Here is a 25,784-nt window from a genome sequence, read left to right as displayed (position 1 = left end):
TCGTGCTCCATCTCTTGTTGAATTACGTTGTCGGCCCGGACAAGCCGCGGGCGATGGCCTCGGTGTTGGCGCGCGCCATCTCGAGATAGGTCGCGGCGCCGCCGCCTGGTTCGGTGAGCGATTCGGTGTGCAGGGCGGCGACCTGCACCTGCAGACCCGCATGCTCGGCCAGGACACGTGAAAGGCGGTCGGGCGCGGCCGAATCGGCGAAGATCGTGTGCACCCCGGCGGTGCGGATGGCGGTGGCGAGGTCGTCGAGATCCGAGGCGCTCGGGGACGCGAGGGTGGTGCCGCTGGGGATGACGGTGCCGATCACGGTGAACCCGAATCGCTGTGCGAGATAACCGAAGACGTGGTGATCGGTGACCAGTTGCCTATGTTCTGGCGGGATCGCCGCGAACCGGTCGGTCATCCACCGGTCCAGCTGGTCGAGTTCGCTCACGTAGCGGGCGGTGTTGGCGCGCACGGTCTCGGCGTCGATGCCGTCGACCCGCGCGATGACTTCGGCGCTGATCGCCTCGACGGCTTTGCGCACCCGCGCCGGGTCGGTCCAGAAGTGCGGGTCGGGCTGACCGGCGGATTCGTCGGAGGTGTAGGTGATCGGGTCGGTCCGCTCGGCCACCGCCAGCGTCGGCACGCCTGCCGAGGCGGCCGCCTGTACATGCCGGGCCACGCCTTCCTCGAGGCCGAGGCCGTTGTGCACGACCAGCGCCGATCGTTCGATATCGGCGGCCTGGCGTGCGGAGATGCCGAACGAATGAGGGTCGGTCCCCGCTTGCATCAGCACCGTCACCTCGGCGGTGTCGCCGACGACGGCCTTGGTCAGGTCACCGAGAATGTTGGTGGTCACCATGATTCCGCTGCGGTCGCTGCCGGTGTCGCACGCGGTGATCGATGCGAGGAGCGCGATGACGACGAGCGCCAGGCCTGCGATGCGTGGAGCACCCCGGAATCCGGCCCCCGGCGACACCCGTGACCGCGGAGATGCGCCGCGGCGACCGAGCACCGAACGGGATTCGCGTGCAGCGGCCCTTCGGGCGCCACTGCCCGACGTGGCGTGCGACCGAGTGGGCATGGGTTCGGCCCCGGCGAGCACGGTCTCCGAGAGGTGAGATCCGGCGGCACCGTCCGGCACAGCGTCGGCGCGAACCCTTGCTTCGTAACTCACAGACCTGTCTCCACCAGCAGTGCGGGCGCGATGTCCACCGGGAAGGTGCGCGCGATACGGAGGTTGTCGTTGTAGGCGACCTCGTGGACGGTTCGGCCACGAATGTCGTTGACATAGGCGCGGTTCGGATCCACCTGGAGCACCGGCTCGCCCTCGACCGGGCCGGTCAATGCGACACGTGCGGTCTCCGAACCGGTTTCGGGGTCGAGCCCGCGCAGCACACCGTCACGGGTGAGGACGAGCACCGCGGCCCCCTCACCGGCCGTGTTCACCGCGACCGCATCGGCGATCGCGGTGTGCTTCCAGGTCTTCTTGCGGACGTCGAGGGTCCACACACCGGTGCGTCCGGCGAGCGCGGTCAGCGTCGTGCTGCCGGGCCGGTGGGTGAACGCGGTCGCTCGATCGGTGCCAGGCTCGGGGTAGGCGACCTTCTCGGCGACGAACGCACCGTCACGCTGGGCGACGATCAAAGCACCGTCGGCACAACCGAATACGACTCCACGCCGGGTGACGGCCTGACCGCGCGGCTGCGGGCACGAGCCGGGCAGTGACTCACCGGCCGCACCGTCGCGCCCGCGCACATCCACTCGTCCCGCGCCGTCGGCGACGACCAACTTCTCGCCGTACGGCAGCGCGATGCCATCGATCCGGTGCGGCTCACGGACCTGCCCGTCACCGAGCGCCACCCGATCGAACACCAGCGTGGCACCGGAATCGAGCACCACCGCCGACACCGCCGGATCACCGTATGCGGCGACAACTTCACCCGGTGCCGCGATGCTGCCGACTTCACGCACCGGGGCGCTGTAGTAGTGGCGGTGATCGGCGTGGTCGACGGTCCATCCTCCGCTGTCGACCACCCGCACCGATCCACCGGCGCTCAGGAATCCGAACCGACCGTCACCGACCAGGGCCGAGGCCTCTGGTGCGGCGGTATTTTCGCGTCCGGCGAGCGTGGTGACCTTCTCGGTCAGAAGATCTATGACCCGGATGGCACCGGTGGCCGGATCGGTCACGACCAGCCGGGTCTGTGCCTCGCTCATCTCCTCGGCCCCGGCGACATACCCGTGCGGCGGCTCCTCGACGATCACCGGTTCGGTCGCGGCACACCCGGCCACCGACACCGCGGCCAACGCGGCGACACCGACCTTCCCGAACCGCTCCCGCAGCGCCGAGACGACCGCCGACACGAAGAACGATCCGACCGCGACGGCGGCGATCGTCGCCCCGGCCGCGGTACCCGCGTGCCAGGAGACGACAAGCCCGGCAGCGGTGGAGAACCCGCCGATCAGTGCGGCGAGCGCCATCACTACCGGGATCCGGTCCGACCAGTACACGGCGGCGGCGGGCGGCGCGATGAGCAGCCCGAACACCAGCAGCGTGCCGACCACGTGGAAGGAGGCGACGATGGCCAGGGTCACCAGACCGACGAGCGCGACGTGCGCCGCCTTCGGGTGCAGTCCGAGCGTGTGCGCTTTGCGCGGATCGAAGGTCAGCGCGACGAAAGCCCGGTGCCCGAGCACGGCGACAACCAGCGCGAGACCGACGGCGGCAACGAGGTACCACAGGTCGACAGCGCGCACCGCGAGCACATCACCGAACAGGAATCCGGTGAGGTCCACGGCGAAGGACTGCGAACGCGACACGATGATCACACCGGCCGCGAGCATCCCGACGAACAGCAGCCCGATCGCGGTATCGGCCGCGAACCGTTTGCTCCGCGACAGCACCGACACACCGAAAGCCATTGCGGTGCAACTGATCGCGGCGCCCACGATCAGATTGCCGCCGAGCAGCGCCGCCACCGCGACACCGGGCAGCATGCCGTGCGCCATCGCGTCACCGAGAAAGCCATGCCGCGCACCACCACCCACGTTCCGGCGAGGGCGCACACGCAGGACACCAGCAGCCCGCCCCACAGCGCCCGCTGCACGAATGCCACCTCGAACGGGGCGATCAGCCACTCCATGGCAACGGACGATATACTGAAAACGATTATCGTTTCAAACGAGGTGAGATGCAACACACAGCAGACCCGGCGATCCGTATCGAGGACGTCACCGCCGGCTACGGCCGGATGCCCGTGCTGTCCGAGGTGACGGCGTCGATCCCGCGCGGACAGGTGACCGCGATCGTCGGACCCAACGGTTCGGGGAAGTCGACGCTGCTCGGCATCCTGGCGGGAACGGTGCCCGTCCGGTCGGGCACGGTGCACCGCGACACATCCCGGCGACCGGCATTCGTGGTGCAGCACACCGCGATTCCCGCGGCGCTACCGATGACGGTGCGCGAGGCGGTGGCGATGGGGCGCTGGGCGCATCGGGGATTGTGGCGGCGGCTCACGAAGGCCGACCGCGAGATCGCGCGGGCCTGCCTGGAGCGGATGGACCTCACCGCACTGGCGACACGGCGCCTGGACACGCTGTCGGGCGGTCAGCGCCAGCGCACACTTCTGGCCCAGGCGTTGGCGCAGGAGTCCGATCTGGTCCTGCTCGACGAGCCGGCGACCGGACTGGACGACGCCGCGCGCGCCGAGATTTCGGGTGCGCTCACCGAGATCGCGGCCGGTGGGGTCACCGTGGTGCAGGCAACCCACGACCCGGCCGAGGCGGCACGAGCCGATCATTGCCTGCAGTTGCGCGACGGCAGGATCCTCGCCGGGGGTTCACCCGGCGAGGTACTGGGAACCTTCGGTTACCAGTCGGCTTCGGTGTAGCGGATGATGCCGCGAATATTCTTGCCGTCGAGCATGTCCCGGTAGCCCTGGTTGATCTCCTCGAGGGAGTAGCTGCGGGTGACCATGTCGTCGAGGTTGAGCTGACCGGCCTTGTACAGCGACAGCAGCCGCGGCGCGTCCTGGCGGGCGTTGCCGCCGCCGAAGATGCAGCCCTTCACCGTCTTCTGCAGCATCGAGAGCAGGAAGCTGTTCATCTTCACCTCGCCCGCGTCCATGCGGCCCATGGAGGTGACGACGAGCGTGCCCGCCTTGCCGGTGAGGATCAGACCCTCCTCGATGTAGTCGCCGTGCATCTCGCCCATGGTGAGGATGACCTTCTCGGCCATCCGGCCCTCGGTGGCATCCATCAGCGGCATGATCGCGGCGGCCATGCTCTCGTAGGTGTGGGTGGCGCCGAACTTCTGCGCCTGCTCGCGCTTCCACGGATTCGGGTCGATGGCGACGACTTTCGACGCACCACTGAGCACCGCGCCCTGCAGCGCGCTCATGCCGACGCCGCCGATGCCCGCGATCACCACGGTCTCGCCGGGCTGGACCTGCGCCACATGGGTGGACGAGCCGAAGCCGGTCGGCACGCCGCACCCGACCAGGCAGGCCACCTCGAACGGGATGGTCGGGTCGATCTTGACCACCGAGGTGTGGTGCACCGTCATGTACGGGGCGAAGGTGCCGAGCAGGCACATCGGGATGACGTTCTCGCCGCGCGCCTGGATGCGGTACGTGCCGTCCGAAATCGCCTGTCCCATCAGCAATCCCGCACCCAGGTCACACAGCGCCATATTCCCGGACACACACGACGGACAACGTCCGCAGGCCGGGATGAACGAAAGGATGACGTGGTCGCCCACGGCCAGATCGCTCGGGCAGTTCGGCCCGAGCTTGGTGATCACACCCGCGCCCTCGTGGCCACCCATCACCGGGTAGCCGGGCATCGGGGTGGCACCGGTGACGATGTGGTGATCGGAGTGGCACATGCCCGCCGTTTCCATGCGGATCTGCACCTCCCCCGACACGGGGTCGCCGACCTCGATCTCCTCGACCGACCATTCCTGGTCGACGCCCCACAGGATCGCGCCCTTCGTCTTCATTACGATCGACCTCTCGCCAAGCAGTGCCTCGTTGTGACTGCTCCCACCCTACGAACTTTCGGCCGATTCTGGAACACGTTCTAGAAATCTGGTGAAGATTTCTCTATCCGCGCACGTCGTAGACGTGGTGTTCGAGATCGTGCAGGAAGTATCGAGCCAGCGAGGCCACGGTGAACAGCGATCCGTCGCTGCGGGCACCGCGCCAGTCGAGCCGATCCGAGGGCGCGGCGGCGAAGGCGGCGGCCACCTGTTCGACAGCGGCGGACAGCTCTTGCGCGACCGCCGCCGGGTCCTGCTCGTTGTAGCGGTCGGCGACGGCGGTGGCGTCCTGATCCCAGTTCGCGAATCGCGGCGCCGTCGCGCCGTCACCGTCGAGCATCAGCGCGAGCCGGGTGTCGAAGATCCGGCAGACATCGCGCACGTGGGCGGCGTATTCGAGGACCGACCACGTCTGCGCGTCGGGCCGCACGCGCGCGTCGTCGCGGTCCAGCGCCGAGGCGATGTGGGCGGCAGCGGCGCGCGCCCGGTCGGGCACCTGCTCAAACGCGATCGACGCGGCGTCGTATCCACATTCGGCGCAGGGCTTTTCGAGGACCCAGGTCCAGTCCTTGGTATCAGGCACGATCATGTCGCCAAGGCTATGGCGTCGCAATCTTGACGTCCATTGATATTCGGCCAATGATCGTCGAGATCCGGGCATCAATCGATGAGCTTGCGCGCCTTCTCGAACAGTTCGAGGGTCACCGCGTGCAGGAAGTCGCCCACCTGCTTGGGCGCCTTGCCCGCGAAGGCCCTGGCGTGGGTGCCTTCGAGCACGATGCCGAGCTTGAAGCAGGCCAGCACCTCGTACCAGGTGACGGCGCGCAGGTCGCGGTCGGAGAATTCGGCGTAGTGCCGGATCATCTCCTCGGGTGTCGGCAGGCCGCCGACGGTGCCCAGGGTGCCCATCAGCCCGGCGCCGACGGTGCCGGGCTCGGGGCGGGTGGCCAGCTGCCAGCCGAGGTCGAGCAGTGGGTCGCCGATCGTCGACATCTCCCAGTCGACCATGGCCGCCACCTCGGGGCCGTCGTAGTCGAACATCATGTTGGCCAGGTGGCAGTCGCCGTGCATGATGCCCGGCGGCGGATCGGCGGGACGGTTGCGGTCGAGCCAGTCACCGACGCGCTCGACATCGGGGATCTGCGGGCCCGGGTAGCCATCGTTGGCGGCGTAGGTGTCGAGTTCGCGCAGCCAGCGCGGCACCTGACGTTCGAGGAAGCCCTCGGGGCGGCCGTAGTCGGCCAGGCCGAGCGCCAGGTAGTCGACCGTGCCGAGGCGTGCGATGGCCTCGATCGCCGACAGCCCCATCCGCCTGCGGATCTCCGGGTCGTTCGCGTGCAGGTCGGGCAGTTCGGTCTGCGGATTGAAGCCGCGGATGGGTTCCATCAGGTAGAAGACCGCGCCGAGGACCGAGGGGTCGGTGCAGGCGGCGATCACCCGCGGTGCGCGGATCTCGGTGCCGTCCAGCGCGGTGAGCAGGCGGGCTTCGCGGGCGATCACCTCGTTGCTCTTGGCCCGCAGATGTTCGGGTCCACGACGCAGGACGTATTCGCGGCCGCCCCGGGTGAAGCGGATCATGATGTTCTGGGTGCCGCCGCCGATCGGGCTGACCTCCCCGATCGTGTCGCCGGGTAAGCCCTGCTCGTCCATCCAACGTCCGAGCGCCACGAGATCCGGTTGCGAAACAGCCATGGCGCACATTCTGCCCCGAACCGCGCCCGGCGTAGGGTTTTGGCCACGATGCGCACGCTGTTGATCGATAACTACGACTCGTTCACCTACAACCTCTACCAGCTCATCAGTGAGGTCAACGGGAGCGAGCCCGTCGTCGTGCGCAACGACGAGGTGGGCAGCGTGGGCGAACTGGGCCTCGACCGATTCGACAATGTCGTGATCTCGCCGGGACCGGGACGTCCCGACCGGGCCAGGGACATGGGTGTTTCGACGGCGGTGCTCGAGCAGGCCGAGCTTCCGCTACTCGGGGTGTGCCTCGGACATCAGGGCATCGTGATCGGTGCGGGTGGACAGGTCGGTCGCGCACCCGAGGCGCGGCACGGGTATCTCGACCGGGTCGCCCACGACGACCGGGACCTGTTCGCCGGGTTGCCGCAGGACTTCACGGTGGTGCGCTACCACTCGCTGGCCGCGCTGCGACCGCTGCCCGACGTGCTCGAGGTGACGGCGACGACGGGCGACGGCGTGGTGATGGGTGTGCGGCACCGCGAGCGGCCGCAGTGGGGTGTGCAGTTCCATCCGGAGTCGGTGTCGAGCGAGTTCGGGGCCGCGCTGTTGCGCAATTTCGCCGATCTCACCAAGGCTCGGACCCCGGTGGCCGCGCCGGTCGTCGTGCGTGGCCCCGAGGTGCCGTCGGATCCGCCGACGAGACGGTTCGTGCTGCGGCACAAGGTGATCGAACGGGCGATCGATACCGAGGCGATCTTCCTGCGTTGCTACCGCGACTCGGCGACCGCGTTCTGGCTCGACAGCGAACACGTCGAACCGGGTCTGGACCGATTCTCCTTCCTCGGCGACGCGGCGGGACCGCACGCCGAGATCGTCGGGTACCGGGTCGGCGACGGCGCCGTCACGGTGACGGATGGCGCCGGCACCCGAACCGTCGCGGGCACCGTACTCGACTACCTGGACCGCGAACTGCGTGCCAGGCACTGCGAAAGACCGTTGCTGCCTTTCGATTTCGCGGGCGGTTATGTCGGTTATCTCGGCTACGAGGTGAAGGCCGACTGCGGGGCGCGGGCTGCGCATCGCTCCCCCACCCCGGACGCGCAGTGGATTTTCGCCGACCGTTTGGTCGTGGTCGACCACGTGGCGGGTCGCACCCATCTGCTCGCGCTCACCGATCCCGGTAGCGACGCGGCGGGTGCGGCTTGGCTCGGTGCCACCGAATCCGCCCTCGCCGATCTGCCGACCTGGAAGAACCCCGTCGACCTGCGCGTGCGCGCCGATCCCGACGCGGTCCAGGCGCATCTCGTGCGCGGCCGCGACCGCTATCTGGCTGATATCGCGGTGTGCCAGGAGCGGCTGCACGCGGGTGAGTCGTACGAGATCTGCCTGACCGACGCGGTGGTGGTCGCGGCGGGCGAGGACGACGGCCTGGCCTTCTACCGCCGCCTGCGCCGCTGCAACCCCGCGCCCTACGCCGCCTATCTACGGTTCGACGGTCTCGAGGTGGCGTGCTCGTCGCCGGAACGGTTCCTCAAGGTCGACCGGGACCGGGTGGTGGAGAGCAAGCCGATCAAGGGCACCGCACCGCGTGGCCGGACACCCGCCGAGGACGCGCGGTTGCGTGACGCGCTGGCCGCCGACCCGAAGACGCGGGCCGAGAACCTGATGATCGTCGACCTGTTGCGCAACGATCTCGGGCGCGTGTGCGAGGTCGGTTCGGTGCACGTCCCCGCGCTCATGGTCACCGAAACCTATTCCACCCTGCACCAATTGGTGTCGACAGTCCGCGGCACCCTGCGTCCGGGGGCGGGTGTGGTCGACTGCGTGCGCGCGTGTTTCCCGGGTGGGTCGATGACCGGGGCGCCGAAACTGCGCACCATGGAAATCCTCGACGAGCTGGAAACCCGGGCGCGCGGGATCTATTCGGGCACCATCGGCTTCCTCGGGCTCGGCGGGACCGCCGACCTCAATATCGTCATCCGCACCGCCGTCCGCCACGACGACGAGTGGACCATCGGCGCCGGCGGGGCGATCGTGCTCGATTCCGACGCCGAGGACGAGTACGCCGAGATGGTCCTCAAGGCCGCGGCGACCTTCCGCGCACTCTAGCGACGTCGGCGCTTCTCCGGTTCCGGTGGTGGTTCCTCGCCGCCGCGCCCGGTGAACCGGCCGATCAGACCCACGCCCGGCAGTTTCGCGAGGGCGCCGAACAAGTCCTCACCCAGCGAGATCATCGCCTCGAGGCGGGGCAGCAACCGGTCGTAGGTGGCGAACACCGGGTCGGCGAGGGCGAGCGTGCGGTCGAGGCGGTCGATGGTGCTGTTGAGCCGGTCGACCGCGATCGACAGGTTCTCCACCAGATCCGGCAGCTGCGCGGCGAGTTGCGCCGAGGCCGGTGGCAGCCGCACCGCCGCGTCGAAGGCGTATCCCGCCGTCTGCTGCGCCGCGTCGATGGCCTGCCCCGCCGCCGACTGTGCCGCGCCGACCGCCGCCTGCGCCGCCGACAGCAGCTCGGCGCCCGGCACCCTGCGCGCCTGCGGCGGCACCGGTGGTGGTTGCGGCGTGCGCCCCCGCTTCTTCGGGTTCGTCATGCCTCCACTGTGCCCCACGGCGGCCTCGTGCGCAGGGAGGAGCCGCCGTGTCCGTCAGTTCTGTCCGGCCAGCACGACCGGTCGGCCGAATCGCGGCTGCACCGGGCGGTTGGTGTGCGGGAACAGCGCGCGATAGTGCTCCACGTCGGCGATCGCGACCGGCGCGGGTTCGCGCAGCACGATCCAGCGCACCCCTTCGGTACAGGGCGGCGTGGTGAGCGATCCCTCGTAGCGGAACTGGGCGAACCCGGTCGGCAGATACGCACGCGGATCGATGCTCGTCACCGTCCTGGTGGCACCCACCCGATCCGGCGCCGCCGCGAGTACCGCCCCCAGCGGCGACGAGTCCCGCTGCGCGCGCAACAGCACCGCGAGTACGGCCAACCTGCCTGCCCGGTCGGCGTGCACGAAGTGCAGCTCCATCGCCGCTTCCGCCCCGTCGACGGTGTGTTCGCTCGGCAGATGGAAATGGAACTGGGTCAACTCGAACACGCTCCCGTCGACGACGATGCGGTTACCCGAGCCGGGCGCCACATTCGCCTGGATCGTGTGCCCGTTGTTCACCACCTCCACCGAGGACATCGGCCGGTACTCGATCTCGATGTGCTCATCGGGATGCAGTTCCGTATGGGCGGGCAGATCGATCGGCGACTGCGCGTGCCCGCTGCGGCAGGTCACGAACCGGCTGTCCAGATCGGCCCAGTGGTCGGGTCCTTCCGCGTCGTAATCCCAGTGCACGTCACTGTACGCCGCCTGCCCAGACCCTCCACACCCCGCGACCGCGAGCAGAGCGAGCGCGGCCAGCGCTCCCCGCCGGGTGAGTAGGTGACCATTCGACATACCGACCAGCTCCTCGTCAGCTCGGCCGTCGGCACCGAACGCGGCGGCCCGAAAAATGTCCGCTTTGCACCGAATATCCCTATATCACAACGGGTTTCGGAAGCGAGCGGACCCCAACGCTAAACCTCTGAGGAGGGCGAAAACCAGGCCCGGTCCTGCGAGATGGCTCACACCTACCGGGATGGCCGGGGCGGCGCTCCGGCAAACCGTGTCGGACCTCCGTGGCATCATGCGAGGACCATGGAACTACGCAAGGGCGCGAATTCGCCGGTACCGACATCGCTTCTCGCCGTGGTTGTTTCATGGCGGGGGGCGCAGGCTGTCGACGCCCACGCACTCCTGGTCACCGAATCCGGGCTGGTCCGCACCGATCGCGATTTCGTCTTCTTCAACGCCCCTCGCCACGCCTCGCAGGCGGTCACCCTCGACCAGGAACCCGAACCGGGTACGGCCCGGCTGAGCATCTCTCTGCCCCGCACCGAGGCCGATGTCGCCCGCATCGTCGTCACGGCATCAGTGGACGACACCACCTTCGACCGCCTCGACGATCTCACCCTCACCGTCCACGCCGCCGACGGTCCGGTCGCCCGCTTCGCCGTCGACAGCATCGAAGACGTGCAGGCGATGATGTTCGGCGAGTTCTACCGGCGCGACGGTGGCTGGCGTTTCCGCGCGATCGGCCAGGGCTGGGCAGGCGGGCTGCGGGGTCTGGCCGTCGAATTCGGTGTCACGGTCGACGAACCGGCCGCCGTGGGTAGGGCCGACGAACCGCGCACCGGCCGGACCGGTGCAGAGCCGTCCGGCGCGCCCGCCCTGACCCGCCGTGTTATCGATACCCCGCCGCCACCACCGGCAGACCCCGACCTGGCCGACTGGCATCCCGACCCGGACGCGCCCGACCGCCTGCGCTGGTGGGACGGCGACGAATGGACATCGAGCGTTCGCCCATTCCTCCCGCCGACCCGAGGCCACTGCGCACGCTGCGGTAACACCTTGCGCCGCAAGCTTTTCGGCGGTCACGCTCCGTGCAAGGCGTGTGCGGCCGAGATCGACGAGTTCCTCACCCATTGGCGCAACCGCGCCGTGCGGGTCCTCACCGGCCCCGGCACCCGATCTCCGGAGTGGACACAGGTGTGGGCGTCACTGCGGTTCCAGCGCATCGACGAGGAACAGGGCAGAGCGTTTCTGCGCGAGGACGGCCTCACCCAGGTGGAGCGGATGGTCGCGTTCGCGTTCGCCGACGGTGAGGTGTTCGCCGATGAACTCGACGCGTTCGAGCACGTCGTCGGTGAGCTCGACCTGGGCGGCCCCATCGTCGAGGATCTGCGCAGGCGAATGCACCGGGGCCGCACCCTGTCACGGCTACGCGCAGGCGAGCTGCCCGGCGTCGACACCCGCGGTCTGCACCTCGACCCCGACGAACGCGTCCACCTCGACCTGCCCGCCGTGCACATCCGGATGCTGGCGCGCGGTCCACGCCACTCCGAGGGCAGGCTGATCGGCAGCTCCAAGAAGCTGCGTTTCGTCGGCGACGGCACCGGTGTGGAACTGCCCTGGTCCCGGGTGGTTTCGGTGCATCCCGAACACGGCACCGTCGTGGTGGCCGCGACCTCCGCACGCGGCGGCGCGACCTTCGGTGTGGCCGACCCGGACTATGTGGCGGCGGCGCTCGAAGGCGCGCTGCGCGTGGCCAAACGCCTGGTCCTCACACCCGGCCAGCGCGACAGCCGCAGCATTCCCCAGGACGTGAAGGCCCTGGTGTGGCAGCGCGACGGTGGCGCGTGCGTGGAGTGCGGCGACCGGCACTACCTGGAGTTCGACCACATCATCCCGCTCAGCCGGGGTGGCGCGACGAGCGCGTCGAACCTGCAGATCCTGTGCCGGGCCTGCAACCGGGCCAAGGGCGCGCGGATCTAGCTGCCGAGAACCGCGTTCATGATGGTGCCACCGCTGGTGGCGACCACACCGCCGATCATGGCGCCCGCGATCATCTTGGGCGACTCCATGGAGCTGCCGTTCCACTTCTCCCAGGCAAACTTTCCGCCCGCCACGGTGATGGCCAGAATGCCCGACAGGATCATGAACCAGGTGAGGTACTGGACCATCTGCATGATCTTGTCCGAGAGCGGCGGCGCCTCCGGCGTAGGGTTGCCGACCTGCGCAAACGTCGTGACGGTGTCGGCCATCGACGTCAGAATGATGCTCATAGCCTGCTCCCCTTTTCCGCGTATAGCGAACTACGTTCCAGCGCTGCCGTATTCGGACGAGTTCCAGGATACGGCCGCGAACCCCCAGCGCACCAACAAAACCGATCGGTTCTGTCGAGGGGGTGGCTGCGACGCCGCGCCGGACGGGATACCATCGGCCACAGCAGTTCATCGCCGTTCCCCCGAGTTACCGAGTGAGCAAACATGATTCTGGCCGCTGTCGCCGATACCTTGGTCTTCACCGATACCTTGGCCCAGATCGGCAATCCGACACCCGAGGCGCCGCCGCTGTCGGAGAAGCTCTTGCAGATGGTGCGTTACTTCACGTGGTTCGTGCTGCTGTCGGGCATCATCGCCATCACCTATGCGGGTGGCAAGTTCGCCTGGGAGAAGTGGACCGGCGGTGCGATGCAGTCGCCGCGGATGGTCGCGGGCGCGATGATCGGCGGCGTGGTCGCCACCAGCGGCGGCACCATCATGAACGCCATGATCTGATTCCTGTCCGCTCGGGCCGGTCCGGATGAACCGGGCCGCCTCGACCGGCAAGGACTCCCGACCCGGGTTCTGTTGTGGTTCAACAGGACCCGGGTCGCTTCAGCTGGGCTCTACTGTGTCGGCACATGGCAGCAACCTCCTTTCTGTCAGCCGGGCGGATTCGCTAGGTGTAGAGCTTGTCGACGAACGCGTAGAGGTTCTCCACCACGCGCTCGGCCTTCTGCTCCACGGTCAGATCCTCGCGGTAGCGGCTGCCCATCGAGGGCTTCTTCTTGTTGCGGGCGTACAGCGAGCACGCCAGATCGGTGCACATGTAGCTGCCGATCGTGTTCCCGCGCCGCCCCGATTCCCCGGCCTTGTTCGCCGTCATCAGCGAGACCCCGCCGCCGGTGTGGCTGGTGAGGCACAGCGCACACATCTGCGTCTTGCCCGAACCACCCGTCTCGTGGCGCAGCGCGATGCTCACCAGCTTGCCGTCACGCGGCACGGCGATGTAGCAGCGCCCCGCGTAGGAGGGGTCGGTCCAGCCGAGGAAGTCGAGATCTTCCCACGGACGTTCGGCCAGGTCACGGGGGACGTTGAGACGTTTGGCGTCGCCTTTCGAACAGTTGACGAACGACGCTCTGATCTCGCGTTCGGTGATGGGTTCCATCGCATTCCTCTCGGTAGTCGAACACAAAACGTAGCCACGCTAACGAGTTGCCGACCCGCTGACAACCGAGTTTCTCCAGCTCACGCGACCTCCATGCCCCGGCGGCGATTCGGCCGCCGGGGCATTCGGCCGGTCACGCCACGGATTCGAGGACCGGGTAGTCGGTGTAGCCGGTCGCATCGCCACCGTAGAAGTAGTCCTCACGGAACTGGTTGATCGGCGCGCCGTCGCGCAGCCTGGCGACGAGGTCGGGATTGGCCAGGAACGACCGGCCGAGTGAGACCAGGTCGGCGCCCGCGGCGAGTAGTTCCTCGGCCGCGGCCCGGCCACCGTCGGCGGGCAACGGCGAACCCCAGCCGAGCACCGGGTTGGCGATCAGCACGCCGGCCCAGTCCGCCCGGATCCGCTCGAACACCGGGGTTCCCGGATCGGCGAACACCACGTGCAAGTAGGCAAGACCGCGACCGCCGAGTGCGGCGACCAGCGCGGTGTACAGCTCCTCGGTGTCGGATTCGACGATGTCGTTGGCGCCGACGCCGGGTGCGATGCGCACGCCGACCCGCTCCGGTCCGATCGCCGCCGCCACGGCCTCGACCACCTCCACGGTGAACCGGATGCGGTTGTCGACGGTGCCGCCGTATTCGTCGGTGCGCTGGTTGGTGTTGTCGGACAGGAACTGGTGCAGCAGCATGCCGTTGGCGCTGTGCACCTCCACGCCGTCGAACCCGGCCGCGATCGCGTTGCGGGCCGCCTGTGCGAAATCCTGAACGGTGCCGTGGATGTCGTCGGTGCTCAGCTCCCGGGGAATCACCGCGTCCTTCGAGCCTGCCGCGGTGCGGATCGGCGTCGACAGCCGAACCGGTGAGGGGGCGACCGGGGTGGCACCGCTGTTGTCCGGATGCCCGACGCGACCACCGTGCTGCACCTGTAGGAAGGTCCGCCCGCCCGCCGCGTGGATCGCCTCGGTGATCCCGCGCCAGCCTGCGATGTGGGCATCGGTGTAGATGCCGGGGGTGCCCGCGAATGTGATGCCCACCTGGTTGGGGCTGGCCGCCTCGGCGATGATCAGACCGGCGTCGGCGCGCTGGGCGTAGTAGGTCGCCATCAGTTCGGTCGGGCTACCGTCCTCGGCCGCCCGGTTGCGCGTCATCGGCGCCATCACGAGCCGGTTGGGGAGTTGGAGGGCACCGACAACGGCCGCATCGAAAAGGCTGGGTACCGCATTCTTCGTCATGCGAATACGGTAAAACTTGACATTGGTGTGAGATTCAAGTCGATGCGTGAAAGGCCTGGTGGCGCATGCGAATCGGGGAGCTCGCGGCGCGGACCGGCGTCAGCGAACGGTCACTTCGCTACTACGAGGAGCAGGGTTTGCTTGCCTCTGCCCGCACCCCGGGCGGCCACCGTGACTATCCCGATCTCGCCGTGGACCGGGTGATCCACATCCAGGAGCTGTACGCGGCCGGACTGTCCAGCAAGAAGATCGGCCAGATCCTGTGCTGCATCCGCGACGCCGACGGCCGGGCCAACGAGAACGCCACGCCCGAACTGATCGATGAACTCTGCACCGAACGAGCGAGGATCGACCGCACGATCGCCGACCTGATCCGTTCCAGGGATGTCCTCGACGACGTCATCGCACGAGCCTCGGAAGACATTCCCGTCGCCGCGGAATAGCCCCGCTACCGGACGATTCCGGCCGCCCGGGCGGCGCGCAGCCAGTCGGGGAACTCGCTGAGCAGGCGTCGGTAGAGTTCGGCGTCGTCGAGCTGGTCGATGTCGGGGACGGCGAAGAAGCCCGCGTTGTCGACCACCCGGCCGTCGAGTTCGTCCAGGGTGCGCAGCACACCGAAGTTGGCGGGGCCCAGGCCGATGAACTGCCAGAACGCGGGCAGGTGGGCGGCCTCGCGCATGAGCGCGGCGATCTCGCGCTTCTTGGCGAAGCCGCCGTCGGTGAAGAACAGGACGAGCGTGGGCCGGGTGCTGCCGTGCAGGGTGTCGATCACCGCGCGCATGATCGGCAGTTCGTCGTTGCGCCCGCCGAGGCTGCCGTAGTCGATACCGTCGTGGGTGCCGTTCAGGTGCAGATAGGTCTGCGTCCAGCGCTCGGCGTCGGCCACGGTGATGTCCGGGAGTTTCGCGTAGGACAGGGCGTAGAGGTAGGCCTCGAGGGTGCCGTCGTCGTCGAGCTGGGTGGCGACCGGGACCATCCGCTCCACCACCCGGTGCACCGTTCCGGCGCGGTACATCTTCTGCATGCTGCCGGTCTTGTCGATCACCAGCACGACCCGCGCCCGCGTTCCGAACGCGCTCTTGTCGATGAGGATCTTGGCGACTTCCTGCTTACGCATATCCAGCTTCTGCCGCTTCTCGAACGACAGCGCGTGCTCGCCGGGCACCGTCCTCGGTGCCGCGACGACTTCCGGTTCGTCGTCGACACTCACCCCGTGATCGGTGACCAGATCGGCGAACCCGCCGGCATACCCCTGCCCGACCGCGCGCACCTTCCACTGCTCACCCCGGCGATACAGTTCGAGCGCGATCACCACGGTCTCTCGATCCAAGCCCTCGATCAGGTACTCACACACAATGTTTCCCGCGGCATCGGCGACCACCGCGACCGGCGCCGGTCCGCTCCCGAAGGTCTGCCCGTCGGCGGTGATCACCGCCCGGATCTGCGCGATCTCACCTGGCACCTGGTCCGGCGTGACGTGGAGCGCCGCCCCGTCCAAACGGACCCCTTGTGCCTGGGGTTGATTGAAGAACACGAAATCGGCATCCGTTCGAACCTTGCCCACCTCGGTGACCAGCAGCGCCGACAGATCCGCCGCCACACCACCACGCACCGACAGCACCACCTCCCCCGCCGCCAGCCCCAGGTTCTGCCCCTTCACCAGCACAGCAGCCATCGCACGCCCCTCATCTCGCACCCGATGCCCCACACCCTAGGCCAAACCCGTCAACCACGGACGAGGTCGGCGAGCGCACGTAGGATGAGCATTCGACCTCGAGATCGGGAGGCGCAGGATGGATTTCACCATCGCATACCTGCAATACGCCGGTTCCGGACCGATGCGCAACGAAGAACAACTACTCACCGAAGGCCTGGGCAAACTCGGAATCCCGATCCGCCACTACAGCATCAAACGCATCCACCGCAGACAACTGCCGCTCGGCCTCGAGACCTTCGTCGCCGGTGACATGCCCGCGATGCACGGGGCGATGCGCCAGCTGGGCATCCCGATACCGCTGCCCGACGACTATCCCGAAGTGCTGGCGAGTTTCCTCGGTCGCAAGGTCTGGACTTCGACATTGGGTCAGGTCGAACGCCTGATGGAAAGCTCCTCCGCAGCACCGGTTTTCGTCAAACCTGCCGACCGCCGCAAGAGCTTCACGGGCACGGTCTGCTATTCGGAACACGACTTCGGCGCGTGGGGTGGAGCGAGCAGGCATCAGCGCGTCCGGTGCTCGGAAGTCGTCACCTGGGTCAGCGAATTCCGGGTGTATGTCCTCGGCGGCCAGGTCGTCGCGACAGACCACTATGCAGGCGATGATTCCGCTGAGCTCGATATGAATGTCGTGCATGCGGCCGTCGACATCTACCACGGCAGCGGCACTGCGCCCAGCGCCTACGCCATCGACTTCGGCGTGCTCGCGAACGGGGACACCACACTTGTCGAGGTCAACGACGGCTACGCCCTCGGCGCCTATCGGATCACGGCGGATCACTACACCGAACTGGTGATGGCGCGGTGGCGAGAGCTGCTGGGGACGGTGAATCATGACCCCGAATGACCGCTTCCTCCGGCTAGGGGCCGCTCACCGGCGACAGGTTCATCTGTCGCTGTGTGCCGATGTCCTCCCGACGTGGACCGATTATGTTCGGGGAAACCCTGCCGCCCTTCGCTATCGCGACTCGGTGGTCGGGATGTGCCACCACGTCGACGTCGAGCTTCCGATCGATGCCCTCGAGGCGGCTCGGGCCGGTGTGGACCTCGCGAATATCGGCGACCGCTACCTCGAGCCCATTGCCGCGCTGCAAGACGACGACCTGACCTTCCCCGATCCGGTCGAGTTCGCTTATTACGCCATCTACAACTGCTTCCGCAAGTACGTCTCGGGTGAGGACATCGCGGACTGGCTGATCGTCAACCAGGCGTTGGCGGTGCACGATCCCGGCGAGGCGGCGCAACGTCTGACTCGGGCCATCGACGGCGTCGATCCCGTCACTAGCGAAGGTGTGTCATCCGGCGGGTGACACAGACGGCTCGTCTGTTGTCACCTGTCGGTGCTCGTACCAGATCGACGGGACGAGCGATCCGTTCGGCAACCGTTGTGCTCGCCGGTCCTTTTCCGTCGCGCCGATCTTGTCGCAGATTCGACGCACCGCGAGATTCGACTCGGAGGTACCGATCTCTACGGTTGCGAAACCGGCGTCGTGGATCGCCTCGACCAGCGCGGCCACCGCTTCGCTCGCGTAGCCCGCGCGCCGGTGTCGTGGTCCGATCCACCAGCCCAGGGCTCGCGACGACGGGTCTGTGGCACTTGGATGCACCGTCGCGCCACCGACGAGGGCCCCGTCCGACCGCGCCTCGAAGACGAGCAGTCCGGGTACCGGGTACCCCGACCGGACAGCCTTCACCATTGTCCGAGCCTCGCGTTCGGTCCACCCGTTCCCGGCGAGCATCTCCGCATCGATCGCGGCGGCGAGCGCAACCGCGTCCTGCGGTACCGGTCGGCGTACCACCAGCCGCTCGGACTCGACGTCCCGCAGCCCGTGGTAGCGCCCCCTGACTTCCTTGTCGACGAGCCCGCTGACCCGCCACGCCCACAGCCCGCCCGCGACAAGCAGGACGCCCACCACGAGCACCACCCAAAGGGCGGTAACGAATCCCTTTGCAGAGGTGCCGGATTCGATCGTCAACACGATCCCGACGAACACCGCCGGCGCCCCGACTACGACGATCCAACTCGCCAGCCCGAGAGCGACGGAATGCCAGGGCGCTTGCTGAACGGCCGCTCTGACATACGCGACTCGCCACCGGGAAGACATGCGCGAACGATATTCGATGAGGCCCGACCGTGCAGATCCCAACCGACACAGGTCGGCGCAATAGGTGTACCAGGCGGCATAACCGCTGGTGAAGGACTGAAAGTGGGGCGGGTGGGGCTCGAACCCACGACCAACGGATTATGAGTCCGCGGCTCTAACCGACTGAGCTACCGCCCCTGACCGCGGTCTCCGCGGGCGAGTCGCATGGTACCCGGTGGGTTGCGAGATTGACCACTCGTGCGGGGGTGGCGGACCGGTCCGGTCAGGACCGGTTCACCTTCTCCCGTTCGGTGCGTGCGCGGTCCATACGGTCGCGCTGCTTGACACTTCCCCCTGGGCTGCTGGCGACCTTGATGACTCCGATTACCAACAACAAGACCGCGACTGTCACCCCGGCGACAATTATTCCCTGCACATATTGAACTTAACGTGTATTCCGTTGTGCCGCAGGGTAAGTTACACTGTCGCGCCGATCGTCAATACGGTACGTCCGAGGGCGGAACGGTCCTCGATCACGGCGTGCGCCCGGCGCACCTCCTCGAGCGGAAAAGCCTGGCCAACCACCACTTCCAGCTCACCGGCGGCCACCGCCGACTGTGCGCGGCGGGCGATGGACTGCCAGTCGATTTCGCCGCCGACGATGTCGAACAGGCCGCGAATCGTGACGTGACGCACACTCGCCGCCGCTGTGTCGCCGTTGGCGAAGTCGCCTGCGGCCGAGCCGTATCCGAGGAACGAGCCGCCGTCGGCGGTCGCGGCCAGCGCGCGACCACCGATGTCACCGCCCGCGCCGTCGAAGACCACTGCCGCTCCCCCACCTGTGATCTCGCGAACCTGCTCCGCCCAGCCGTCGGACGAATAGTCGACAACAGCGGTGGCGCCCAATCGCTGTGCGAGAGCCAGCTTTTCGGTTCCACGGGCGGCCGCGACGACCTTCGCACCAGCCGCGGCGGACAACTGGGTGAGCAGTGTGCCGAGGCCCCCCGCCGCCGCGGTGATGAGCACCCACGAATCCGGTTGCACCCCTGCATGATCGAAGACCGCCAGCGAGGTGCGGCCGTCGTGGGCCAGCGCGACCGCCTGCACGGTGCTGAGTCCTTCGACGATCTCCACCAGCGTGGCCGCCCGTGCGAGCGCCTGCTCGGCGTACCCACCGATGGGCAGGCCGCCACCGATGCCGCTGGCGGCCGTCTGAGTGACGACGCGCTTGCCGACCCACGCGGGATCGACCTCCGCGCCGACCGCACGCACCACACCGCCGATCGCGCCGCCGGGAATGTACGGCAGGCTCAACGGAAAGAAGTCCTGTCCCCAGCCCGCCCGCAGCCGGGTGTCGAGGAACATCACGTCGGCCACGTCGACATCGATGAGCACCTCACCCGGACCGGGCTGCGGCGCGGACAATTCGCGCACCTCGAGCACATCGACTCCGCCGAATTCCTTGACCTGCACTGCTCGCATCGTGACTCCTTGTGGTGTTCACCGGGACACCACAAGCTTCGAACCTGAAGCGGAGTTCAGGTCAAGGCGCTGAGACCGCTGTCACATTTCGCTCGTCGACCCACACAGGACGACAGCTGACCGCCTCGACCACACGGAGCCTGCGCACCTCGTCGATGCTCGACTTCGACGAGACGCGGCACGCGGTCGCCCGCCCGGCACTAACTTCCGCCGCCACAACTACTGCTGCTCCCACCGCCACAACTGCTACTACTACCGCCACCGCAGCTGCTACCGCTTCCGCCACTGCTACTTCCCCCACTGCATCCGCTACTACTGCCACCGCCACAGCCACTACCCCCGGAACCCACATCCCCAGGCCAGCCGGCCGAACACCCCGACCCACTGTTCGTCCACGTCTGACCAGGTGCCCCATCGAAGAACCCCGTCGCACCGGCCGCACCGGCGACCCAGCGCGGGTCGTGGGGGTCGATCCGGGGCGGGCTCAGCTTCCGCACGAGCACGACCACCGTCGTCACCACCAGCCCGATGCCGGCGGCGAGGAAGAGCAGGACGATCAGGACGGTCATACGTGCAGGCTAACCCGCCGGAATGTTCCCGGCAGCCCTACGCCCAGGGGCCTTACAGTGAAGCATGGCCATCACGATCCCCGGACTTCGTCGGCGACCGGTCGATCTGGCGACGGTCGATCGCACCGTCGCCGACCTCGATTGCCCCGACGCGATCTTCAAGACCTGCCCTTGGCAGCCGCGCGATCTGGTGGAAACCGGTCTACGCCAATGGTTGCGGTGTTGTGGTGCCGCGCTGCGCGACGATCAGGTGATCGGTATGCCCTCGCACGCGGTCGACGAGGCCTGGCACGGTTTCATCCTGTGCACCCAGCTCTACGCCCGGTTCTGCGATCGGGCCTACGGCCGGTTCCTGCACCACTTCCCCGACGGCGTCGCCGCGGACACACCGACCGACGCGGGCCCGATGCTCGAACAGCTCGGGCGAACGGTGGTCGCGTGGTCGATGGTCGCGGCACCGGGCGAGCCGTGCGTGCTGTGGGATCTGGACCGGCAGGTCGGTGTGGAGAACCCGTGGGGTGTGGACGCCCGGCACGTCGCCGCCGTGGAGCGGCAACTGCACCGGGCGTGAGCCCTACCTGACCAGTTTCATCCGGCGCGCCGCGAAACGCACCGCGCCGGGGGCGATCCGGTTCGCCCGGTACTGCAGCCACGATTCCGGGGTCACCGGCACGATGTCGCGGCGCTCACGCACGGCTCGCACGATCTGGTCGGCCACCTTGTCCGGGGTGTAGCCGCGCCGTTCGTAGAGCTTGTCGAACTTGCGCTGGGTGGCGGCTTCTACCTCGGCCGAGACACCCGAGATGCGGGTGGTGGCAACGATATTGGTGTGCACGATGCCGGGGCAGACGGTGGACACGGAGATCCCGCGATCGGCCAGTTCCGCGCGCAGGCAGTCGGAGAACATGAACACCGCCGACTTGCTCGTCGCGTAGGCGCTCATATCGCGTTGCGGGCTGTAGGCGGCCATGCTCGACAGGTTCACGATGTGCCCGCCGAGTCCGCGTTCGGCCATGGCCGATCCGAAGGCGCGGCAGCCGTTCACCACGCCACCGAGATTGATCCGCAGCACCCGGTCGAACTCCTCGGCCGGCGTGTCGAGGAATCCGCCCGCCTGTCCGACACCGGCGTTGTTGATCAGAATGTCGGGCACACCGTGCGCCGCGATCACCGTGTCGGCATGTGCCCGCACCGCGTCCTCATCGGACACGTCCAGCGGATAGGCATGCGCGACACCACCTTCGGCGCCGACCAGTTCGGCGGTACGTTTCGCGGCGAGCTCGTCGATGTCGGACAACACCACCTCGGCGCCGAGGCGGGCGAAGGCGAGCGCGGTCTCACGACCGATACCACTGCCCGCACCGGTCACGACCACGAGGTGATCGTCGAATTCCCGCCGGGTGCGGCCCACTTCGGCCCGCGCCAGCCCGCGCGAGACACCGGCCCCGCCGAGCGCGTCGATCAATTCGGTGGTCGCGGTGGCCAGCAGTTCGGGATGAGAGAACGGCATCCAGTGCCCGGCGGGCACATCGCGCCGCCACAGCCGGTCGGTCCACTTGCGTGAGTCGTCGTAGCCGGTCGGGCGCACCGCGACATCGCGGCCCGCGACGATGAGCTGCACCGGAACCCGGGTGCGGCGCTCGCGCGGTTCGAGCATGCGCTGCACGATATTGGCGCGGTAGATGAGCAGCCCGTCGACCATGTCGCGACGGAAGGTCGGGCCGAGCTTCACATTCGCGGCAGGCGTGTCGTTCATGATGGAAACCACACGTTGCCACAGCTTTTCGGTGCCGATGGCGTTGAACGTCACGCGCGGGAGGCCCGGTGTCATGAAGAAGAACGTGTACGCCGAGGACGCCAGCTGGGTCAGCGGCTGCCACACATTGCGTGGGGTCGGGCGCGAGAGCCGATCACGCACCCAGGCGGCCAGGTGGTCGAGGTTGGGACCCGACACGGAGGTGAACGAGGCGACCCGCTCGGCGGCCTGCGGCTCGCACACCGCCTCCCAGACCTGCACCGAACCCCAGTCGTGGGCGAGTACGTGCACGGGACGGTCGGGGCTCACCGCGTCGATCACCGCGTAGAAGTCGCGGGCGAGCTCGTCGAGCCGGAAGTCGGCGGTGCGCTGGGTTCGCGTGGAGGCGCCGTGGCCTCTCGTGTCGTAGGCCACCACGTGGAAGCGGTCGGCGAGCAGGGGAATCACCTTGTCCCACAGGTGATGGGTGTCGGGCCAGCCGTGGACCAGCACCAGGGTCTCGGCGGCGGGATCACCGTATTCGAACACCGCGATATCGAAGGCGCCATTGCGCACGACGCGCTCGTTGGCCGGGTCGATCGTCATACTTTCGGACTCCTCGTGTGGGTAGGTAGCGCAACCGGGCTCACAGGTCGAGCACCAAACGCTCACCGCGGGAACGGGATACGCAGGCGAGCATGTCTCCTGCGGCGTGGTCGGTCTCGGAGAGCACGCTCTCACGATGGTCGGGTTCGCCGCCGCGCACGCGGACCACGCAGGTGCGGCAGAAGCCCTGCCTGCACGAGTACGGCTGATCGGGGCGGACGGTCAGGATGGTGTCGAGCACCGTTCGATCGGCGGGGACGGTGAGGACTTCGCCGGTGGAAGCCAGTTCGATCTCGAACGGTTCGCCGTCGACGATCGGCGGCGGCGAGAACCGTTCGTAATGCAGTTCCACCTGCGGCATCTCGCGCACCGCACCGACGACGGCCGAGGTCATCGGGGTGGGACCGCACGCGTAGATCGCGGTGCCGGGTCCGACGCCGGGCAGCAGGTCGGCGGCGCCCGGCAGGCCGTGTTCGTCGTCGGTGCGCACGATCACGTGCGGGCCGAAGGCCTCGAGCTCGTCGAGGAACGGGATCGTCGCCCGGCTGCGCCCGCTGTAGACCAGCGACCAGTCCACACCGAGACGGTGCGCGAGCCGGGCCATCGGCAGGATCGGGGTGATGCCGATGCCACCGGCGACGAAATGCAGACGCTGTGCGGGCGAACCGTGCCCTGGCACCACGAACGGGAACGCGTTGCGTGGTCCACGCACCATCAGCGTGCTGCCCACCGGCAGTTCGTCGTGCACCTCCACGGAGCCGCCTCCGCCGTCGGGAATCCGGCGCACCGCGATCCGGTAGGCGTGCGCGTCGGCGGGATCACCGCACAGCGAGTACTGACGCAACCGGCCCGAGGGCAGTTCGAGGTCCAGATGAGCGCCGGGACGCCAGCGCGGCAGCACCCGCCCCGCGGGCGACTCGAGGCGCAGGCTCACCACGTCCTGGTCGTGCGCCTCGACCCGGCGTTCGGTGACGACCACCGGCAGCCGGTGGTCGGCGGCACGCGAGCGCGGATCGCGGCGGTTCACCAGCGCGCTCCACCGCAGCCGGAAGGTCGCGATCGTGTCGATCACCCGCACCCCCGGATCGTGCCGATGCCTGCCGTACAGGTCGCCGGGGATGTCGCGGACGGTCATGACGCGGCCGCGCGTGCGCCGGGCGAGGCGGCGAGGTAGGCCAGCGCCTGCGCGGTCGAGCCGACCTTCTCCGGGTTGTACCCCGGCTGGAAGGTCGACAACGCGCTCACCAGCAGCGACGGCACACCGGGAATCGCGCCACGCCACATCGCGCCGAGCACACCGGCGATCAGCCTCGGGTAGCGGTAGTCGGGCAGCCCTGGATCTTGGTGCACCAGAAAGCGCGTGCCACGTACGAGCAGGGCGATGAAGATGGGGAACACCAGCGTCATCGTCGCGCAGCGGCGCAGGTAGCCGACGCCGAAGTACTCGGCCACGTCATGGGCGACATTGCGGTGCTCCACTTCCTCGGCACCGTGCCATCGGAACAGGTCGGCCATGCGGGGGTCGGCGCCGAATTTCTCCAGGTCGGCATTGAGCACCCAGTCTCCGAGCCAGGCGAAGAAGTGCTCGAGGCAGGCGATGAACGCCAGCCGTTCCACCAGCATCTGCTTGCCCGCGCGACCCTCGCCGCGCTTGCCGAGCGTCACCCGGAACAGGTATTCCATCTGCCGCTCGTACGGCGCGGTGTCGACGCCGTTGGCGGCGAGCATGTCGACCAGCACCTTGGCGTGGGTTTCCGCGTGCATGGATTCCTGGCCGATGAAGCCGAGCATGTCCTCGCGCAGCTTCTCGTCCTCGACGTAGGCCAGCGCCTCGCGGTAGGTGGCGATGAACATGCGCTCACCCTCGGGCAGCAGCATGTTCAAAGCGCAGATCAAATGTCCCGCAACAGGTTCGGCGGGCATCCACTGCAAGGGGACGCCGGACCAGTCGAAGGTGACATTGCGCGCGTGCAGCGCGACCGCTCCCGGATCGATGTCCGGTCGGGTGGCACTCCAGCGAAGTAACTTCATCGGTACTCCTCGATCACCGCACGATCGTTGTGCGCCCGGGGCGCGACGGTGCGCCTCGCGGGTGGTTCTGATCGTACAACTATCTCGTACTCAACGTAACACCAAATTCCTTCATTCGTGTATCGATGCAAGAAGAATCGATCGCTCAGTTATTGCTAACGGCTATCTGGGTATCCTCGATATATGCGAATAGAAGCCAGGCTTCTCCCTCACTACCAGCCACAACACTGCGAAGACCCCTGCAGCCGCTGGCCGGTAGCTGGCTAGATTTCACGAAGGAGGTGAACACCTATGTTTATCGATTTCTTTCAGGCAATCGCCGATTTGATCTGGAACTTCTTCGTCTGATCTGAAGGCCAGAACCGCGATGGCGCCCACCACCGGTGGACGCCATCACTACGTCAAGCGCCACGCATCATGATGTTTCTTCAGGCACCCACCGGGTAGGCGGCAACCAGAACGCCCACCACCCAGGAGGTGCAGACTCATGCCGCAGCAAGCGTGGAGCGACAAACGCGAACGTCAGTACAAGGACATCAAGAAATCCGAGCGTGAGCGGGGCCGCAGCGAGGACCGCGCGGAGGAGATCGCCGCCCGCACCGTGAACAAGACCCGCGCCCAGCACGGCGAGACCAAGTCGGGTGGGTCGTCGTCCGGCGGGAAATCCGGCGGCAAGTCGAGTGGCACCTCCCGTCGCGGCGGCCAGCAGGCCAAGGGCAGCGGCAAGACCCGCGACGAACTGTACGAAGAGGCCCGCCGCCGCAATATCGACGGCCGCTCCAAGATGAACAAGCAGGAACTGGCCAACGCCCTCGGACGCCACTGACCC

At 67.8% G+C, this 25,784-nt stretch carries 24 protein-coding genes, 1 tRNA gene and 1 pseudogene; 9 read left to right on the top strand and 17 right to left on the bottom strand.

The window, feature by feature from the left end:
* Positions 1-22 precede the first annotated feature (22 nt).
* Complete coding sequence (aztC, locus tag ACWEVR_RS25835) at positions 23-1,168, bottom strand: zinc ABC transporter substrate-binding protein AztC (protein WP_452469064.1); 1,146 nt, start codon at positions 1,166-1,168, stop codon at positions 23-25.
* Positions 1,165-3,137, bottom strand: a pseudogene (gene aztB / locus ACWEVR_RS25830) (zinc ABC transporter permease AztB). The gene aztC and the pseudogene aztB overlap by 4 nt, the downstream one beginning before the upstream one ends.
* Before the next feature lie 48 nt (positions 3,138-3,185).
* Between aztB and aztA the strand changes: the two are divergent.
* Positions 3,186-3,884: a zinc ABC transporter ATP-binding protein AztA gene (aztA, locus tag ACWEVR_RS25825; RefSeq protein WP_452469063.1), complete on the top strand. Its 699-nt coding sequence runs from the start codon at positions 3,186-3,188 to the stop codon at positions 3,882-3,884.
* On the opposite strand, the gene ACWEVR_RS25820 is transcribed toward aztA, so the two are convergent.
* The 3 genes from ACWEVR_RS25820 to ACWEVR_RS25810 form a co-directional block, all read right to left on the bottom strand.
* Entirely contained in the window at positions 3,863-4,993 is a 1,131-nt protein-coding gene (locus tag ACWEVR_RS25820) for an NDMA-dependent alcohol dehydrogenase (RefSeq protein ID WP_067487192.1), read from the bottom strand. The genes aztA and ACWEVR_RS25820 overlap by 22 nt on opposite strands.
* Positions 4,994-5,096: 103 nt before the next feature.
* On the bottom strand, positions 5,097-5,621 hold the full coding sequence (locus ACWEVR_RS25815; RefSeq protein ID WP_452469062.1) for a DinB family protein: 525 nt from the start codon (positions 5,619-5,621) through the stop codon (positions 5,097-5,099).
* Positions 5,622-5,692: 71 nt separating this feature from the next.
* A complete protein-coding gene (locus tag ACWEVR_RS25810; RefSeq protein ID WP_452469061.1) occupies positions 5,693-6,733 on the bottom strand; it encodes a phosphotransferase family protein in 1,041 nt (346 codons plus the stop codon).
* A gap of 39 nt (positions 6,734-6,772) precedes the next feature.
* Between ACWEVR_RS25810 and pabB the strand changes: the two genes are divergently transcribed.
* Positions 6,773-8,824, top strand: a complete 2,052-nt coding sequence (gene pabB, locus ACWEVR_RS25805) for an aminodeoxychorismate synthase component I (RefSeq protein WP_452469060.1) — start codon at positions 6,773-6,775, stop codon at positions 8,822-8,824.
* On the opposite strand, the gene ACWEVR_RS25800 is transcribed toward pabB, so the two are convergent.
* Both ACWEVR_RS25800 and ACWEVR_RS25795 read right to left on the bottom strand, forming a co-directional pair.
* On the bottom strand, positions 8,821-9,306 hold the full coding sequence (locus tag ACWEVR_RS25800; protein ID WP_174550357.1) for a hypothetical protein: 486 nt from the start codon (positions 9,304-9,306) through the stop codon (positions 8,821-8,823). The genes pabB and ACWEVR_RS25800 overlap by 4 nt on opposite strands.
* A 54-nt stretch (positions 9,307-9,360) precedes the next feature.
* A complete protein-coding gene (locus ACWEVR_RS25795; RefSeq protein WP_452469059.1) occupies positions 9,361-10,146 on the bottom strand; it encodes a carbonic anhydrase in 786 nt (261 codons plus the stop codon).
* A 240-nt stretch (positions 10,147-10,386) separates the two neighbouring features.
* Here ACWEVR_RS25795 and ACWEVR_RS25790 point away from each other — a divergent pair, with 240 nt between their 5' ends.
* The gene (locus ACWEVR_RS25790; protein ID WP_452469058.1) at positions 10,387-12,063 is read left to right on the top strand and encodes a TerD family protein; all 1,677 of its coding nucleotides are present in this window, start codon (positions 10,387-10,389) and stop codon (positions 12,061-12,063) included.
* Here ACWEVR_RS25790 and ACWEVR_RS25785 read toward each other — a convergent pair.
* A complete protein-coding gene (locus ACWEVR_RS25785) occupies positions 12,060-12,353 on the bottom strand; it encodes a hypothetical protein (RefSeq protein WP_067487178.1) in 294 nt (97 codons plus the stop codon). The genes ACWEVR_RS25790 and ACWEVR_RS25785 overlap by 4 nt on opposite strands.
* A 204-nt stretch (positions 12,354-12,557) precedes the next feature.
* On the opposite strand from ACWEVR_RS25785, the gene ACWEVR_RS25780 reads away from it, so the two are divergent.
* Entirely contained in the window at positions 12,558-12,848 is a 291-nt protein-coding gene (locus ACWEVR_RS25780; RefSeq protein WP_067487175.1) for a hypothetical protein, read from the top strand.
* Between the two features lie 163 nt (positions 12,849-13,011).
* Here the strand turns inward: ACWEVR_RS25780 and ACWEVR_RS25775 are convergent, their stop codons facing one another.
* A complete protein-coding gene (locus tag ACWEVR_RS25775) occupies positions 13,012-13,500 on the bottom strand; it encodes an FBP domain-containing protein (RefSeq protein ID WP_067487172.1) in 489 nt (162 codons plus the stop codon).
* Positions 13,501-13,633: 133 nt separating this feature from the next.
* Positions 13,634-14,734 (bottom strand): alkene reductase, encoded by a 1,101-nt coding sequence (locus ACWEVR_RS25770; protein ID WP_452469057.1) that lies wholly within the window; start codon positions 14,732-14,734, stop codon positions 13,634-13,636.
* 65 nt (positions 14,735-14,799) lie between these two features.
* Between ACWEVR_RS25770 and ACWEVR_RS25765 the strand changes: the two genes are divergently transcribed.
* Positions 14,800-15,177, top strand: a complete 378-nt coding sequence (locus tag ACWEVR_RS25765) for a MerR family transcriptional regulator (RefSeq protein ID WP_357151716.1) — start codon at positions 14,800-14,802, stop codon at positions 15,175-15,177.
* A gap of 5 nt (positions 15,178-15,182) precedes the next feature.
* Here the strand turns inward: ACWEVR_RS25765 and ACWEVR_RS25760 are convergent, their stop codons facing one another.
* Positions 15,183-16,409 (bottom strand): vWA domain-containing protein, encoded by a 1,227-nt coding sequence (locus ACWEVR_RS25760; protein ID WP_452469056.1) that lies wholly within the window; start codon positions 16,407-16,409, stop codon positions 15,183-15,185.
* Between the two features lie 118 nt (positions 16,410-16,527).
* Between ACWEVR_RS25760 and ACWEVR_RS25755 the strand changes: the two genes are divergently transcribed.
* Together ACWEVR_RS25755 and ACWEVR_RS25750 are read left to right on the top strand one after the other, a co-directional pair.
* Positions 16,528-17,295 carry an ATP-grasp domain-containing protein gene (locus ACWEVR_RS25755; protein ID WP_452469055.1) on the top strand — a complete coding sequence of 256 codons (768 nt, stop codon included), beginning with the start codon at positions 16,528-16,530 and terminating at the stop codon, positions 17,293-17,295.
* 133 nt (positions 17,296-17,428) lie between these two features.
* Entirely contained in the window at positions 17,429-17,758 is a 330-nt protein-coding gene (locus tag ACWEVR_RS25750) for a hypothetical protein (protein WP_452469054.1), read from the top strand.
* Here the strand turns inward: ACWEVR_RS25750 and ACWEVR_RS25745 are convergent.
* The 3 genes from ACWEVR_RS25745 to ACWEVR_RS25735 all read right to left on the bottom strand — a co-directional run bounded on the left by ACWEVR_RS25745 (position 17,744) and on the right by ACWEVR_RS25735 (position 20,014).
* The gene (locus ACWEVR_RS25745; RefSeq protein ID WP_452469053.1) at positions 17,744-18,553 is read right to left on the bottom strand and encodes a GNAT family N-acetyltransferase; all 810 of its coding nucleotides are present in this window, start codon (positions 18,551-18,553) and stop codon (positions 17,744-17,746) included. The two genes, ACWEVR_RS25750 and ACWEVR_RS25745, sit on opposite strands and share 15 nt — an antisense overlap.
* 103 nt (positions 18,554-18,656) lie before the next feature.
* Positions 18,657-18,730 (bottom strand) — tRNA-Ile (locus tag ACWEVR_RS25740).
* Positions 18,731-19,009: 279 nt separating this feature from the next.
* The gene (locus ACWEVR_RS25735; RefSeq protein WP_452469052.1) at positions 19,010-20,014 is read right to left on the bottom strand and encodes a zinc-binding dehydrogenase; all 1,005 of its coding nucleotides are present in this window, start codon (positions 20,012-20,014) and stop codon (positions 19,010-19,012) included.
* A 633-nt stretch (positions 20,015-20,647) separates the two neighbouring features.
* On the opposite strand from ACWEVR_RS25735, the gene ACWEVR_RS25730 reads away from it, so the two are divergent.
* Positions 20,648-21,154, top strand: coding sequence for a hypothetical protein (locus ACWEVR_RS25730; protein ID WP_452469051.1), 507 nt, complete (start codon positions 20,648-20,650; stop codon positions 21,152-21,154).
* Positions 21,155-21,157: 3 nt separating this feature from the next.
* On the opposite strand, the gene ACWEVR_RS25725 is transcribed toward ACWEVR_RS25730, so the two are convergent.
* Genes ACWEVR_RS25725 through ACWEVR_RS25715 form a run of 3 tightly spaced genes read right to left on the bottom strand, consistent with a single transcriptional unit; the run spans position 21,158 to position 24,955 of the window.
* Complete coding sequence (locus tag ACWEVR_RS25725) at positions 21,158-22,924, bottom strand: SDR family oxidoreductase (protein ID WP_452469050.1); 1,767 nt, start codon at positions 22,922-22,924, stop codon at positions 21,158-21,160.
* A gap of 40 nt (positions 22,925-22,964) precedes the next feature.
* Positions 22,965-24,059 carry a PDR/VanB family oxidoreductase gene (locus ACWEVR_RS25720; RefSeq protein WP_452469049.1) on the bottom strand — a complete coding sequence of 365 codons (1,095 nt, stop codon included), beginning with the start codon at positions 24,057-24,059 and terminating at the stop codon, positions 22,965-22,967.
* Positions 24,056-24,955 (bottom strand): metal-dependent hydrolase, encoded by a 900-nt coding sequence (locus ACWEVR_RS25715; protein WP_452469048.1) that lies wholly within the window; start codon positions 24,953-24,955, stop codon positions 24,056-24,058. The genes ACWEVR_RS25720 and ACWEVR_RS25715 overlap by 4 nt, the downstream gene beginning before the upstream one ends.
* A gap of 487 nt (positions 24,956-25,442) precedes the next feature.
* Here ACWEVR_RS25715 and ACWEVR_RS25710 point away from each other — a divergent pair, with 487 nt between their 5' ends.
* Positions 25,443-25,781 (top strand): plasmid stabilization protein, encoded by a 339-nt coding sequence (locus tag ACWEVR_RS25710; RefSeq protein WP_067642258.1) that lies wholly within the window; start codon positions 25,443-25,445, stop codon positions 25,779-25,781.
* The last annotated feature ends 3 nt before the right edge of the window (positions 25,782-25,784 follow it).

This window comes from Nocardia sp. NPDC003979 (assembly GCF_053605015.1).
Note: the sequence above shows the minus strand (reverse complement) of the source record. Positions and strands in the feature narration are given on the sequence as shown.